Consider the following 15,540-nt stretch of genomic DNA (forward strand, 5'->3'; position numbering starts at 1 on the left):
CCGCGGATACCGAGGACCGCTGCCGGCCTCAGCCCGTCAGCTCGTTGATGAGCGAGGTGTCGTGCTCGGCCTGGCGGAAACGGGGATGGTCCAGGACCTCGCGCAGGAACGCGGCGGTGGTCACCACGTGCGGGCCACGTAGCCGCAGCTCGTCGAGCGCCCGGTCCATCCGCGCCAGCGCCTGCTCCCGGTCGGGCGCCCAGACGACGAGCTTGGCCAGCAGCGAGTCGTACAGCGCGGGGACCTGATAGCCGGCGTAGACGTGGGTGTCGACGCGGACGAGCGGGCCGCCGGGCAGCGCGAACTCGCTGACCACCCCCGGGGTGGGCACGAAACCGGCCGCCGGGTCCTCGGCGTTGATCCGGCACTCGATCGCCACCCCGCGCGGGACGACGTCGGCCTGCTCGAAGCCGAGCGGCTCACCGGCGGCGACCCGCAGCTGCTCGCGGACCAGGTCCGTCCCGGTGACCATCTCGGTGACCGGGTGCTCCACCTGGAGGCGGCAGTTGACCTCCATGAAGTAGAACCGGCCGTCGCCGTCCACCAGGAACTCGAACGTGCCCGCTCCCACGTACCCGGCCGCCCGCGCCCCCCGGACGGCCGCCTCGCACATCCGCTCCACGGTCTGTGCGGGCAGCCGCGGCGCGGGGGTCTCCTCCACGAGCTTCTGGTGCCGGCGCTGCAACGAGCAGTCGCGCGCGCCCAGGTGGACGACGTTGCCATGGGCGTCGGCGAGGACCTGCACCTCAACGTGCCGCGCGGAGGCCAGGTAGCGCTCCACGTACAGCCGGCCGTCCCGGAACACCGTCTGGGCGCTGGCGCGGGTCTGGCTGTAGGCCCGCAGGAACGCGTCGGGCTCGTGCACCACGCTCATCCCGCGCCCGCCGCCGCCGGCCACCGCCTTGATGATGACCGGGTACCCGATCCCGGCGGCGAACTCCGCGGCCTCGTCGGCGTGCTCGAGCGCGTCCCGGCTGCCCGGCAGGAGCGGCAGCCCCGCGTCCGACATGATCGAACGGGCGCTGGCCTTGTCGCCGAGACGGCTCATCACCGATGCCGGTGGGCCGACGAAGGTGATGCCCTCCTCCTCGCACACCTCGGCGAAGTCCGGGTTCTCCGAGAGGAACCCGTAGCCGGGGTGGATGGCGTCGGCGCCCCAGCCGCGCGCCGCCTCGATGACGGCGGGGATGTTGAGGTAGCTGGCCTTGGCCGGGCCGGGACCGATCTGCACCGACTCGTCGGCGAACCGGACGACCGCCGAGTCACGGTCGGCGGCGGAGTGGACCGCCACCGTGGCCAGCCCGAGCTCACGGCAGGTGCGGGCGACCCGCAGCGCGATCTCGCCGCGGTTGGCGATCAACACTTTTTTGATCATCGGCCCGGGCCCGCCCGGTCCGCGTCGCCGGTGGTCACCGTCAGCAGGGGCTGGCCGTGTTCGACCGGGGTGCCGTCGTCCACCAGGATCTCCAGCACCCGGCCGGACGCGTCCGCCTCCACCGGGATCATCAGCTTCATCGCCTCGATGATCGCCACCTGCTGACCGCGGGTGATCAGATCACCCTCGGTGACGAACGGCTTGGCCCCGGGCTCGGGGGCCCGATAGAACACGCCCACGGTGGCGGCCCGCAGGATGTGCGCGTCGGCGTCCGCGGCGGCCGGCGGCTGGGCCGGCCCGCCACGGGTCGTCGGTTCCGGCCGTGGCGACGCCGTGGCCGGAACCGACGCCGTGGCGGCCGACACCGGCGGCGCTGCCGGTGCGACCAGTTCGGTGGATGCCGGCGGCACCGCGTCCGGCCAGGCGATCTCGATGAAGACCTCGCCGGCCGCCGCCCGCACCCGGCTGGGCACCCGGGACGTCTGCGCGCTCAGGGTGAGCAGATGATCGCGGAGCACCGTCATGATCTCGTCGAGCTCACCGGCGCCGGGCACCGCCGTGCGCACCTGCGGAACCCCGTTGACCTGGACAGGACTCATCAGGCACTTTCCTTCTCATCAAGATCGTCCCGGTCGAGGTCACGCTGGTCACGACCGTCCCGGTCGTCATCGACACCGTGGCCGCCGACACCGGCCCGGCCGAAGTCACGATCAAGATCGTCGTCGAGCTCATGGTCGATGTCGCGGTCGTCGTCGAGCGTGGTGAGCGTGTCGGCGCCGAAGCGGCGGAACCGAGCCCGGCGCCCGGTGACGAGGGTCATCTGGTCCCGCGGCAGCAGCTGCGCCAGCGTGCTGGTCAGCGCGTCGCGCAGGGCGTGTGCCGCGAGCAGGTGGTCGCTGTCCGCGCCCGCCTCGGGCTCGGGCACCACACCGTCGACGATCCCGCCGCGCAGCAGTTCGCGGGCGTCCACCCGCAGCGCCGCCGCGGCCTTCGGCCCGGCGGCCGCGTCCTTCCACAGGATCGCGGCGCATCCTTCCGGACTGATCACCGAGTAGACGGCGTTGGCGCACATCAGGACGCGGTCGGCGATCGCGAGGGCGAGCGCGCCGCCGCTGCCGCCCTCGCCGGTCACCACCGCCACCACCGGGACAGGCAGGCCCGCCATCAGCCGCAGGTTCTCGGCGATCGCGACCGACTGCCCGTTCTGCTCGGCGTCGATGCCGGGGAAGGCGCCCGCGGTGTCGATGAGGGTGACCACCGGCAGCCCGAGCTTGGCGGCCAGCCGCATCGCCCGGGCGGCCTTGCGGTAGCCGGCCGGCGACGGCATCCCGTAGTTGCGCGCGGACAGCTCGGCCGCGCTGCGCCCCTTCTGCGTGCCGATCACGACGACCGGCGTGCCCTCCAGCCGGCCGAGCCCGCAGACCATCGCCGGGCAGTCCGCGGCCATGCGGTCCCCGTGCAGCTCCGCCCAGTCCTCGATCATCAGGGCGATGTAGTCCAGGGTCGTCGGCCGGCCGAGCCGGCGGGCCAGCCGCACCGACTCCCACTGCTCCCGCGCGGGCAGCCGCTCCGGGTCGACGACCAGCGCGCCGCCCGCCGGCAACTGCGAGACGAACGGCTGTGGCACGGGCGGCTGCGACGCCGATGATCGTGACGCCGACGATCGTGACACCGGCGGCCGGAGCGGCGCGGACCGCGGCGCGGGCACGGCCGTGCGCGCCGCCCGGCGGCTGCCCACGGTCAGCAGCCGGGCCAGGGTGGCGCGCAGCTCGGCCCGCGGCCGGATCATGTCGACGACACCGTGCCGCAGCAGGAACTCCGCGGTCTGGAACCCCGGCGGCAGGGTCTGCCGGATGGTCTGCTGGATCACCCGCGGCCCGGCGAACCCCAGCCGCGCGCCCGGCTCGGCGATGATGATGTCCGGCAGCGTCGCGAAGGACGCGGCCACCCCGCCGAAGGTCGGGTCGGTGATCAGTGCCAGGGTGAGGATCCCCGCCTCGTCGAGCTGCCCGAGGGCCTGGCTGGTCTTGGCCATCTGCATCAGGGACAGCACGCCCTCCTGCATGCGCGCCCCGCCGGAGGCGGTCACCAGCAGCAGCGGCGTGCGTTCCCGCAGCGCGATCTCGGCCGTCTGGGTGACGGCCTCACCGACCGCGGCGCCGAGGCTGCCCCCCATGAACCGGAAGTCCATGGCCGCCACGACCACCGGGTTGCCGTCGATGCGGCCGCGGGCGCTCACGACCGCCTCGGCCAGGCCGGTGGCGGCCCGCGCGTCGCGCAGCCGGTCGACATAGGGACGGCTGTCGACGAACCCCAGCGGGTCACTGTCGGCGACGACCGTGTCCACCAGCGCCACGGACCCGGGATCCAGCAGTGTCGTGAGCCGCTCGACGGCGGTCAGCGGGGCGTGCCAGCCGCACTCCGGGCAGACCCGCAGGGACCGGACGAACCTCTTCGCGTAGATGATCGATCGGCATCCGCCGCAGACCAGCCAGGATGCGTCCCGGGTCGTCCTGGCATCCGTGCCGTCCGCCTGCCTGGACAGAGTCACTGTCATGATTGCTCCCACCGGTCGAGCCCCGCTGCCACGCCGGTCCGCGGCGGGGACGGGATAAGGGACGGGATGTAGGTGGCGCAGCGCGCGGGCAGCCGCACCCCCGCGGACCGCAGGTGGCTGACCCGGCTGCTGAAGGCGGCACCGCGCATGATCTGCGCGGCGATGTCGGCCACCCGCCTGTTCTCCACGGGGGCCAGGTAGGTGCCGGCGACCCAGGTGTTGAACGCGCCCATCGCCGGCCCGCACCAGATCTGGTAGTCCGTGGCCCGGCTCGGCTCCCCCGCGATGCTCCAGCCCGAGGACAGGCCGAGGTACCAGCGGAAGACCAGCGCCATCCGCCGCTTCGGGTTGTCGGCCGCACGGGCGATCTGGTCGGGGTCACGCTCGGTGAAGAACCGCACGGTGTCCGCCCAGACGTCGTCCAACGGCCGCAGAAAAATCTTGCGTTCCAGGGCGTCCCGCTCGGCAGCCGGGATCGCCTCGATGCCGTCGTGGGCCCGGTAGACCTCGTACAGCCGCCGGGCCCGGCTCGCGAACATCGTCCCGCGTTGCAAAACCTGGACCTCGACGCCCATCTCGAACATGTCCGCGGACGGGGCCATGGCGCAGTCGGCCGTGCCCGCGCCGGCCAGCAGCCGCTTCGTCGCCGGCGACTGGGACGCCTCCACCGACGCCTGGTTAACCGACCCGGTCACCACGTAGGCCGCGCCGAGCGCGAACGCCGCCGCGGCGGCGGCCGGCGTCCCGATCCCGCCGGCCGCGCCGACCCGGACCTGCCAGGGGTGACCCGGCTGGGCCAGCTCACGCCGTATCCGATCACGCAGAGCAATGATCTCGGGGAGCAGGACGGTCAGCGGCCGGCGGTCGGTGTGGCCGCCGGAGTCGGCCTCGACGGTGATGTCGTCCGCCACCGACACCCCCCGGGCCAGCTCGGCCTGCTCGGCGGTGACCAGGCCTGCGTCGAGCAGCCCGCGGACGATCGGTTCGGGTGCCGGGCGCAGGAAGCGTTCGGCCACCTCGACCCGGGAGATCTTGGCGACCAGCCGGTTGCCGGCCCGCACCTGGCCGGAGTCCGCCCGGGACAGCCCGGCCAGCCGGTAGCGCACCACCTGCGGGGTCAGGTCGAGGAACGCCGACGCCTCGACACAGCGCACCTGGTGGCGCAGGCACAGGTCGACCACGTCCCGTTCCATGGCCAGCTCGTTCGGGCTGTGGATGAGGTTGCAGGCGAACCCCGCGCCGGCGGGCACCCGCCGGCTGATCGTCACCAGCGCCTCGTCGACGCGGGCCGGCAGCACCCCGGCCGCGCCGAAGGAGGCCAGGAAGCCCGCCCCGGCCAGCGCCACGACCAGTTCCGCCGACGCGATCCCGTTGGCCATCGCCCCGGCCATGTACGGGTGGCGCACGCCGTGGTCGCGGGGGAAGTCCGGCGATCCCAGCCGCTCGGGCGGCGCCAGCGGCACCGCCGCGAGCACCTGCGTGCCCGGGCCGAGCAGCCGCTCGTCGTTGGTGGCCGCGATCCCCTGGGCGTCCCGGACGACGAAGGCGGGCCGCTCCAGGGTCGCGAGCACGTCGTAGATCTCGTCCGCGCCGCGCGCGAGACCGGTGGCACGACCGGCGCTGTGGCCGGTGGGGCGGCCGGCGGTACGGCCGGCGGTGGTGTGGCCGGCGTCCGCCGGCCGGCTGGGCGCGGCCGGGCCGGCCTGGGCGGTCACCATGGCGGGGCTCCTTCGTCGCGTAGTTCGACGGCGACATCGGTCAGTTCGTAGATGCGCATGGTCGGCTTCCACACGCTCGCGTCCGCCACCACCCGCACCCGGCCGGGCCGCCGCTCGAGGGACTTGACGTGCACCTCGAGGGTGGTCTCGCTGTCCGTCGACAGGAACTGGCCGCGGTACTTCCACGTCATCGGCAGCCCGACCGGCAGCACGAACCCGGGCCGGGCAAAGCCCGCCGTGTGGCCGCCGTCGACGAGCCACTCCTGGATCGCCTGGATCACCGCCTCCACCCCGAGCGAGCCGGGGATGACCGGGTCCAGGACGAAGTGGCGGGCGAAGAACCAGTCGTGCGGGTCGATGGGGCGGGCCGCCCGCAGGTAGCCCTGCCCGTACCGGCCGCCACCGTCGACGACCTCGACGTCGTCGAGCAGCGCGAGATGGCCTCGCGAGCACAGCGGCGCCGACGGGTCGGCCCGGCGGGCGGCCACGTCGATGGTCCGCACCGGCGGGCGGGGCTGCTGCTCGTCCAGCCAGGTCGGCACGAGCCGGCCGGCGTCGAGCCCACTCTGCCTGGCCAGCGCCGCCTCGTTGAAGTAGCCGAACATCGACTCGCCCTCGTAGACGGGCTCGCCGTCCACGGAGAACCGGTAGGAGAACTCCTGCAGCACCGACCCGGGCATGGGGGTGGTGGACAGCAGGGTCGAGTGCTGCCGGAGGGTCCTGTTCCGCAGGTCCACCTCGCGCAGCAGCGTGGCGGTGCCGCCGAGGTTGCGCAGGCTGTGCTCCCCACCCAGGTCGGTGAGGGTGGCGCCCAGGTAGTAGCCGAGGACGAGCGCCGACTGCAGCGAGGTCTCCATGTAGACGCAGTTCGGCATCGACGCGTTGGCCGTGTCCTGGTAGTACCAGGAGTCGGCGGGCGAGTCGTACTCGGTCTGGTGGGTGGCACCCCCGCGCAGGCTCTCCCGCTTCCCCCGCTCCCCCTGGACGGCGACGATCCGGTCGACCAGGCGCAGGCCGCCGTCGGGCAGCCGGGTCGCCCGGATGCCGCGGTAACGGGAGAACTCCGGCCCCAGGGCGATGCCCGGATCGCCCTGGGAGCAGTGGGCCATGTGGAACTCGTTGAGCATCACCGGTTCACCAAGGCTGTTCCGGCGCCCGAGGAAACGCGCCACGGTGCCGCCGGCCTGCGGGCCGATCGGGACGCCCGGCTTCTCCTGGACACCCAGTGTCACCCCCCGCACCCTGGCGACGATCTCGCCACCGACACGGAACTCGGCGTCGACGGACAGCCACGGCCGCGGGACGAGGTCGACGCCGGTGACCTCCAGGGCCAGCTCGACATCGGCGTCCGGCGTCGGCCCGAAAAGCTCGACCTGGTAGCGGTCCGGCTCGCCCGGCGCGTCGGGCCCGCCCGGCACACCGCGGGCGAAGGTGGCGTCGGCGAAGCCCAGGTGCAGACCCAGGTACAGGGCGAACACCTCGGCGGCCTGCGCGGCCGCCTCGGCGAGGAGCACGGCCCGCTCCCCCGCCGGCGTGCCCTGTGCCTGGACACCCTGTGCCTGGACGCCCTGGTCCGGTCCGGCCTGCGCCGGGAGGCCAGCGGCCACGGCTCCCGACCGCAGCCCGGCGCGCAGCGCTCCGTGGCCCCAGGCGCCGCCGCGCACGTCCAGGCCGTCCACCCAGTTCAGCAGCAGCCCGGGAATCCCGGCCCGCGGCAGCGCCAGGCGGATCGACGGGTTGGCGCCGTCCTGGTCGTAGGCGTCGCCGAACACGCTCGCGATCGACCCCTCGGCGAGACGGGTGAGATCGGCGGCGTCCAGCCGGTTCCTGTCGCTGCGCGCGAGCGGTTTGAACGCCGCCTCCGTGGACACCCGAGTGGGCGCCGGTGCCACGGACGGCCGCGACAACACGCTCGGTCGCCCGTCGACCACCTCGAACACCTCGGTGACGGCCGGGGCCGGGGCGGCCGCGTCATCCCGTTGGAGGCCCTGCTGGGCGCCCCGCGGGACACCACCCTCCCGGGCAACGGGCAGGGCCGCCCGGACCGGCCCCGCCGGGGCGCCGGGCACCGCCGGAGCGGGCGCCGGGCCCACAGGCCGTGGGCGCGCCGAGCCCGCCGAAATGCCAGGCGTCGGGGCGGCCGGGGACAGCCCGCCCGCCGGTCGGACAGCGTTGTCCGCCGGGCTCACCAGGCTCGCCGATCCTGCCGGGTTCGCCGGACTCGCCGGCTGTCCGGACGCCGCGAGCGCCGCGAGCACCCGGTTCTGCACGCTCGCCTGGGCCCGCAGGGCGCTGGCGTGCGCGGCCACGACAACCGCCCGTACCTGCCGGGCGATCGAGGCCGCCAGTTCGGCCGGTTCCGGCCCACCGGCGGGCACCGACGGAGAACCGGTGGAGGGTGACGGCCGGCGGACGAAGCCGGTCCCGTCCGCGTCCCTGCCGGCCAGCCCGGACGGCAGATCAGACGCGCCGATCGGGCCAGCCGAGCCAGCCCCGCCGTGCCCGGCCGCCGACGGCCGCGGCTGCGGCGGCGCGTCGGCCCGAATGGTGTCGGCCGACCACCGGGTGGGGTCGAAGGGCTCGCCGTCGAACTCCAAGGCGTCGATCTCCAGGGCGTCGACGTCCACCACCTGGGACGCCACCTGCTCCGCTGTCATCGCCTGTCCTCCGTCGGTCTGGTCGAACCGGCCCGTTCGAGACGGACGGAGCCGGGGTGCGTCAGCGGTCGCACGGTCACGCCCCCTCCCCCGGCAGCCACCACCGCACGGCCGCGGCGAACTTCGCGGCCATGTCGGGGGTCCCGATCATCGACACGTCGCGCAGGCGCTGTAGCACGCGTCCGCCGGGGTCACTGGCGGTCACCGTGACCGTGATGGAGGACGCGGCGCGCCGGACGTCGTCCAGGACGACGACGAACGGTTCCCCGTCTGGCAGCGGGGCGAAGTACTCCCAGCGCCCGACGGCCAGCGGCAGGCAGGCCAGGCCCGTCAGCCACCGGCCCAGCACCGACGGCCCGTGCAGGAGGATGTCGGCGAGCACCGGGCTGTGCAGCGCGCCGGTGAACGCCCCGTCGGCGACGACCTGGTCGGCCAGCCGGCACTCCAGGACGACCCGGTCATCGCTGCGCTGCAGGATACGGCGGATGCCCTGCAGGGCCGGGCCGTGGAACAGGGTGCCCCCGGTGTAGATCTCCACGCCGTCCTCGGGACCGCTGCCCACCGCCTCGCCCGGTCTGCCCGGCGCGACCGGCGCGGCGGGCGGGGCCTCGGCCAGCACGAACGTGCCGACATAGTGCGAGACGGGCAGGGCGCTGCCGCTGCCGGCAGCACTGCCAGCACCGCTGCCGGTACCGCCGACGGCGGCACGGACGGCGGCCCGCACCGTCAGCCGGCCGTCCCGAGCTTCGGCCAGGGGCACCTCGACCTGGTACGCACGGCTGTGCGCGCCGTCGAACACGATCCCCTTGTGCACCTCGAACCCGCTGACTTCGATCACCTGGAGCCCCGGGTGGGCGCGTTCGAGCACGTTGACCAGCCAGCCGAGCCCGAACGTGGCGGGCAGGACCGGGGAGGCGTCGATGCGGTGCGCCTGGAGCACCTCGGTGTCCTCGATGCCGGTCAGCTCGCGGCGGGCCGTGAAGGCCCGGCCGGTACCGTCGGTGAGCGCCTTGCGCTGGCCGACCAGCACGCACACGTCGTCGACGCGCTCGGCGCCGAACTGCTCCACGAACAGCCGCGCGCCCGTCGCCGGCGCCAGCAGTTCGACACCGCGGGCGTGGAAGAGCTCCCGCAGGTCGGCGGCGACCATCCCGCCATCCCAGGCGCCCCAGTCGATGGCGGTGACGTGACGCTCGGGATGCTCCCGCTTCAGGCTGGCCGCGACCCGGCACAGCGCCTCGTTCGCGGCGGCGTAGTCGGCCTGGCCGGCGTTGCCGAACAGCCCGGCCACCGAAGTGAACAGGACGACGTGGCGGATCGGCGCGCCGTCGAGCGCGTCCAGGACGTTGCGCAGACCGGCGAGCTTCGGGGTGAAGACCCGTCGGACGTCGTCTGCTGTCTTGGTGCGCACGAGCCCGTCCGCAAGGGTTCCCGCGCCGTGGACCACACCCATGATCCGGTCACGGTGCGCCGCGAGCGCGTCCCGCACGGCGGCGGCGTCGCCGACGTCCACCTGCAGGTAGCTGGCCGCCGTGGCGGATCCGCTGCCGGCCAGGGCGTCGAGCGTCGCGCGGATCTCACGCTGGGCCTGGATGTCACGCAGGACGGCGTCGACCTGCCGTGGCGTCGGCGGCCTGCCGCCACCGGCCCCCAGGGCGGCGATCGCCGCGCGCTTGAGGTCGGCGTCGGCCACACCCGCGGCCCAGTCGGGCTCCGCGGCAAGCGCCGTGCGCCCGAGCAGCAGAAACTCCACCTGGCTGTGCTCACCGAGCACCCGCACGCAGGATGCCGTGACCCCCCGCGCCCCGCCCGTCACCACGAGCACGTCACCCGCGCCGACCGTGGACGCCGACGGGACCGCATCGGTCGCCGCCGCGCCCGTGCCGGCCACGGGAGCGACAGTGGCGCCGGTGGCCACCGCGGTGGACGCCCGCGGCGACCCGTACGGCGCGGGGATCACGGTCCACCTGCGGCGGGCGGCGTCGACCCCCACCTCGAGGGTGTCCGTGGCCGCGTCCGCGATCTCGTCCAGCAGGACGGCGAGCGCGTCGTCGCCGCCGAGCTCAGGGTCGATGTCGAGCGCGCGGCAGAAGATCGACGGTTCCTCGTGGGCGAGCGTCTTGACCACACCGCCGACCCCGCCGAGCAGCGCCTCGGCAGCCCCGCGCCCGCCGCGGTGACCGAGACCGCCGTCGAGGCGGGTGACGGTCACGAAGGCGGCGCGGTCACCGGAGCGGGCGGCCGTGGCCAGCGGCACGCTGGCATGCTTGGCCACCAGCACGGCGTCGGCAAGCTGCCGGACACCGCGGTCCTCGGTGGTGTCCTGCCGGACACTGTGATCCCTGGTGTCGCTCCCCCCGAGAACGGTGAGGAAGAGGTCGATCCTGCCGGTCGTGCCCAGAGCGTCGGTGAGTGCCTCGGAGAGCCGGCGCTCGACGGCCTCGCCGTCCCAGCCGGCCAGGTCGGACGTCCCGTCCCCGCCCGGGGCTGGCAGGCCCACCCGCGTCACCGTCCAGCCGGCCTCCTCAAGACCCGCCGCGAACGTCTCGCCCGCCTGCTCTGCGGGGTGGACGACGACGGCTACCGGGCCAGCCGGGTAGGGCTGTTCGATCCTGTCGACCGGGGGCAGTCCGACGAGTTCGACGGGGTGCCGCGCGACCTGCTCGACGGGCGGGGCCTGCTCCTCGGCGGACGGGGCCGCAGGCGCCGCCGTGGCGGCCGCCCCGGTCGGGGCAGGTGCGGCGGCACTCACCAGGAAATCGATGATGTGCTCCAGCGTCCGCAGCTCACCCAACAACTCCGGACCCACACTCGGCACCTGAGGAAAACGCTCCTGCACCGCCCCCAGAATCTGCACCCGCTTGATCGAGTCAACACCCAGATCCGCTTCCAGATCCATCCCGGTGTCAATCATCTCCGGCGGATAACCCGTCCGCTCCGCCACCACACCCACCAACGCCGACCGCAACAACCCCGCATCCACCGAACCAGCGGACACAGCGGCGTCGGTGGGAGCGGGCGGCGCGGCGTCCGCCGGAGTCGGTGCGGGCGCCGCCGAGACCGGGGCCGCTTCGGCCGACGGCACCGGAACCGGCACCGGTGCGGGAGCCGACACCGGTGCGGAGGCTGGGGCGAAGGCCGGGACCGGCGTCGGCGCGGAGGCCGGAGCCGGAGACGGCGCCGCGGCGATTTCCGTCCGGCGTGGCTGTTCCGGCAGGGCCGGCAGCGGCGGAGCGGACGGGCCGAAGTCCGCTGGTGCTGGTGCTGGGTAGCCGTTGACCGTCGGGGAGCGGTGCCCGCCGCGCTCGATCTCGGCCAGCGACGAGAGGATCTCGTTGGCGCGGATGTGCGCCTGCCCGATCGCCAGGCTCTGGTCCTTCACGCTCTCGACCGCCCGCGCGAGCCAGGCCCCGCCGCCCGCGTCCACACCGGGCTGCTGCTGGTGCAGGATCTCCACCAGTCCTTCGGTGACCTGCAACTGGCTTTCCAGATACCGGGAGTGCAGCGCCACATGCTGCGCGACCACGTCGTCGAGGCCGACGTCCTCCCCGGCATCAACGCTGTGGGCGTAGGCCGCCGGTGGTTCGGCGACGCCGGCGGCTGGCGGCCACGCTGTCGCCGGCTGTACGGTCGCCAGCGACGTGGCCGTCGATGATGCGGCTGTTGATGGTGCGGCCGCCGATGGTGCGGCATGGTCGGCGGAGAGGACCGACAGGTCAGGGGTCGGCAGGTCACTCGGCACCGCCGCGTCCACCGGAACCTGCTGAGCGGCCTGGTGGGCGTCCGTGATGTCCGCGTCGATCCCCGCGCCGAGGCCGAAGCCGTTGTCACTGCCGACGTTGTCACCGCCGACCCCGCCGACCCCGTTGGTGCTGGTGACGGCCGGGGTGACGGTCGACGCCCGGAAACCGTCGTTGAGCGCGGCCTGGTAGGCGGCACGGCGGGATTCCGGCACGTAGTCCGCCCCGTTCAGGGTCACGGCCATGCCCCGGGGTTTCGGCGCGACCCAGGCGGGGGCGTCGTGCCGGTTGACCCCGCTGATCGGCGCGCCGAGAACCGCGAGCTGGACGGCGGCCTGCTTCAATGCGACATCGCTGTCACCGAGCGGGCCGGCGTCGGTCGGGACCGCGACGATGCCGGCGGCCTCGAGGGTCCGCCTGGCCAGCGCGGTCAGCACCTGCTTGGGGCCGAACTCGACGAACACGTTGCAGCCGTCCGCGCGGATGGCTTCGAGGGCCTGGACGAACTCGACCGGCTGGAGGAGCTGCTCGGTCAGCGCACGCCTGTTCGCCTCGACGTCCGGCCCGTACCGGACACCCGCGGTGTTGGCGTAGACCGGCTGCCGCGGCTCGCCGATCCGCGCCGAGGAGACGGCGTGTCCGAACGCCTCGACGGCATGCGCCACGTGGGAGGTGTGGAAGGCCGCGGAGACGGGCAGCAGCCGGGCGCCCAGCTGCCGCTGCTTGCACTCCTGGACGACCTCGCCGACCGCCTGGGTGTCCCCGCCGACGACCACCTGGTCCGGCGCGTTGTGATTGCAGATCACCACGTTCGGGAAGGCGCGGAGGATGTCGATGACCTGCTCCCGGGTGGCCTGGACGGCGGCCATGGTGCCCGGGTCGTGGTCGGGGTCCTCGGCGGGCGGGGCCATCGCCTCGCCGCGGGCGCGGGCGAGGCGGAAGAAGTCCGCGTCGTCGAGGGCGCCCGCGGCCCACAGCGCGGTGAGCTCCCCGAAGCTGTGCCCGAGGAATCCCGAGCAGCGCAGGCCCAGTTCGGCGAGGTAGCGGAACTGGCCGACCGAGATCGCTCCGATCGCCGGCTGGGCGTACTCGGTCCGGCGCAGCCGGCTTTCCTGCTCCTGCCGCAGCTCCGCGTCGAAGACCGGCGGCGGGTAGATGATCGCGCCCAGCCGGTGGTCGGCTCCGGCGAACGCCTCGTTCGCGTCGTCGACGGCCCCGGCCACGGTCGGGATGTTGAGCACCGCCTCCAGGCCCATGTCCAGGTACTGGCTGCCCTGCCCGGCGAACAGCGCGCCCACCTTCAGGTCGGCCAGCGCCCGGGCGCGGAAGAACACCCCCGCCGGATGCGTCCACTGCTGCGCGTCCGGGGCGGCGGCGAGCTGCTCGACCGCCAGGGCGAGCAGGCGCTGGGCGGTCTCGTCGTCCGCGGCGACGAAGCCGACCCGGGCGTGCTCCGCCGGGATCTGCGTGCTGTCGTCCGGTTCGGCACCGGACCGCAGCAGCTCCAGCAGGCTGGCCGTGTCGGCCGCGTGCCAGAGGTGGGCGCGGGCGGTGCGGTGCAGTGTCGTGGTGGCGCGGCGCTCGCCGGTGTGCTCCTCAGAGGCCGTGTGTTCCTCAAGAACGACGTGGAAGTTCGTCCCGCCGAAGCCCATCGCCGAGGCGGCGGCCCGGCGGACCGGCCGGTCCGGGTCGCGGATCCACGGCCGGGTCCGGGTGTTGACGTACAGCGGCCCGCCGGTGAAGTCGATCGCGCTGTTGGGATGCTCCACGTTGATCGTCGGCGGCAGCGTCCGGTGGTGCAGGGCGAGCGCGAGCTTCATCAGGCTCGCCGTGCCCGCGGCACCCTTGGTGTGGCCGATCTGTGACTTCACGCTGCCGACCGCGGCGAAGTGCCGCTCGCCGCTCGCCTCGGACAGCGCCTCGGTCAGCGCGGAGAGTTCGGTCCTGTCCCCCACCGCGGTGCCGGTGGCGTGCGCCTCGAACAGCTCGACGGACGCGGGCGAGCAGTCGGCGTCGGCGTAGGCGCGGGCCAGCGCCAGCCGCTGCCCTTCGGCGCGGGGCGCGTAGATGCTCTTGGACCGGCCGTCGCTGGACGAGCCGATGCCGCGGATGACCGCGTAGACACGGTTGCCGTCCCGCTCGGCGTCGGCGAGGCGCTTCAGCGCGATCATGCCGATGCCCTCGCCGATGAGGGTGCCGTCGGCGGCGTCGTCGAACGGTCGGATCTGCCCGCTCTTCGACAGGGCCTGGGTCTTGCTGAAGCACATGTACCCGAAGATCGAGTTTTCGGTGTCGGCGCCACCGGCGATCATCATCTCGGCTCGGCCGTCGACCAGTTCGGCCACGGCCATCCGCAGGGCCGACAGCGACGCCGCGCAGGCCGCGTCCACCGTGCAGTTCATCCCGCCCAGCCCCAGGCGGTTGGCGACCCGGCCGGAGACCACATTGGCCAGCAGGCCGGGGAAGGAGTTCTCCTCCCACGGCGCGAACGCCTGGACGTACTTGGCGGCGATGGCCTCGGCGTCGGACGCGCTGAGCCCGCAGCTACGGACCACTTCCTTCAGGACGGGGGTCGACAGCCGGGCCGCCAGCGGATGCATCAGCGGGACCGGCCCGGTGACCCCCAGGACAACCCCGGTACGGGTGGCGTCGTACCAGTCGGACTCGGTCGCGCCCGCGTCGCGCAGCAGGTCACGGGCCACGATCAGGCTCAGTGTCTGCATGACGCTGGTGACCTCGAGCTGGTTCGGCGGGATGCCGAACTCCAACGGGTCGAAGTCGACGTCGGGAATGAAGCCGCCGCGGCGCGAGTAGGTCATGTCCGGGACGGTCGGATCGGGGTCGTAGTAGTCGTCGAGGTTCCACCGGCTCGCCGGGACGTCCTGTGTGCAGTCCGTCGCGTCGACGATGTTCTGCCAGTACTCCCGGTAGTTGTAGGCGTTCGGGAAGAGACCGGCCATACCGACTATCGCGATCGGGTTGTCGGCCAGGCGCCGTTGCGCCAGCGTGTCGCCGCTCACCGTTTTCCTCTCCTGAGCTTTCCTTGAGCTTTGTCGCAGCGGATGGTCCCGGCCTTTTCCGCGGCCCGGGCCGCGCGTTTCCAGGTCTTGTTCTCCCCGGTCTCGTGCTCCTGGGTCCGACGGTCCCGGGCGGCCGCCGGCGGGTGTTTCGGAACCGGCGTGTTCCGCCGGCCCGCCCGGTGCTCACAGGCACACGAAAGAGCCGGGACGGGGAGCCAGCGGCGCTGGTTCCCCACTCGGCCGTGCCACGCAGTGGCCCGGGAACCCGGGCCGGTCGGACCTTCTGGATCGGCGTGCGGACATCCGCGGCCGGCGGCCGGCCGGCGCGGGAGAAACCGTGATCGTTCCTGTTCGGCCGTTCTGCCACGTCGACCGTCCTGCTATTTCTGGCGGCCTGGTATTTCTGCTGGCCTGGCATTTCTGTTGATGTAGTATTTCAGGTGGCCCGTATTCAGGCTCTCTGGTATCTGGGC

At 73.7% G+C, this 15,540-nt stretch carries 6 protein-coding genes; all 6 read right to left on the bottom strand.

Annotation, left to right across the window (positions count from 1 at the left end):
• Window positions 1-28: 28 nt before the first annotated feature.
• A complete protein-coding gene (locus FSYMDG_RS14275; protein ID WP_013874120.1) occupies window positions 29-1,375 on the bottom strand; it encodes an acetyl-CoA carboxylase biotin carboxylase subunit in 1,347 nt (448 codons plus the stop codon).
• Window positions 1,372-1,974, bottom strand: coding sequence for an acetyl-CoA carboxylase biotin carboxyl carrier protein (locus tag FSYMDG_RS14280; protein ID WP_013874121.1), 603 nt, complete (start codon window positions 1,972-1,974; stop codon window positions 1,372-1,374). The genes FSYMDG_RS14275 and FSYMDG_RS14280 overlap by 4 nt, the downstream gene beginning before the upstream one ends.
• Window positions 1,974-3,932 (bottom strand): acetyl-CoA carboxylase, carboxyltransferase subunit beta, encoded by a 1,959-nt coding sequence (accD, locus tag FSYMDG_RS14285; protein WP_013874122.1) that lies wholly within the window; start codon window positions 3,930-3,932, stop codon window positions 1,974-1,976. The genes FSYMDG_RS14280 and accD overlap by 1 nt, the downstream gene beginning before the upstream one ends.
• A complete protein-coding gene (locus tag FSYMDG_RS14290) occupies window positions 3,929-5,650 on the bottom strand; it encodes a PfaD family polyunsaturated fatty acid/polyketide biosynthesis protein (protein ID WP_013874123.1) in 1,722 nt (573 codons plus the stop codon). The genes accD and FSYMDG_RS14290 overlap by 4 nt, the downstream gene beginning before the upstream one ends.
• The gene (locus tag FSYMDG_RS14295) at window positions 5,644-8,307 is read right to left on the bottom strand and encodes a beta-ketoacyl synthase (RefSeq protein ID WP_013874124.1); all 2,664 of its coding nucleotides are present in this window, start codon (window positions 8,305-8,307) and stop codon (window positions 5,644-5,646) included. The genes FSYMDG_RS14290 and FSYMDG_RS14295 overlap by 7 nt, the downstream gene beginning before the upstream one ends.
• Window positions 8,308-8,383: 76 nt before the next feature.
• Entirely contained in the window at window positions 8,384-15,067 is a 6,684-nt protein-coding gene (locus tag FSYMDG_RS14300; protein ID WP_013874125.1) for a type I polyketide synthase, read from the bottom strand.
• Window positions 15,068-15,540 lie beyond the last annotated feature (473 nt).

Source organism: Candidatus Protofrankia datiscae (assembly GCF_000177615.2).
Taxonomy (GTDB): Bacteria; Actinomycetota; Actinomycetes; order Frankiales; family Frankiaceae; genus Protofrankia; species Protofrankia coriariae.

Bases quoted from the DNA above. Each gene is read 5' to 3' on its own strand.
- FSYMDG_RS14275 (WP_013874120.1), bottom strand. From the start codon at position 1,375: ATGATCAAAAAAGTGTTGATCGCCAACCGCGGCGAGATCGCGCTGCGG.
- FSYMDG_RS14280 (WP_013874121.1), bottom strand. From the start codon at position 1,974: ATGAGTCCTGTCCAGGTCAACGGGGTTCCGCAGGTGCGCACGGCGGTG.
- accD (WP_013874122.1), bottom strand. From the start codon at position 3,932: ATGACAGTGACTCTGTCCAGGCAGGCGGACGGCACGGATGCCAGGACG.
- FSYMDG_RS14290 (WP_013874123.1), bottom strand. From the start codon at position 5,650: ATGGTGACCGCCCAGGCCGGCCCGGCCGCGCCCAGCCGGCCGGCGGAC.
- FSYMDG_RS14295 (WP_013874124.1), bottom strand. From the start codon at position 8,307: ATGACAGCGGAGCAGGTGGCGTCCCAGGTGGTGGACGTCGACGCCCTG.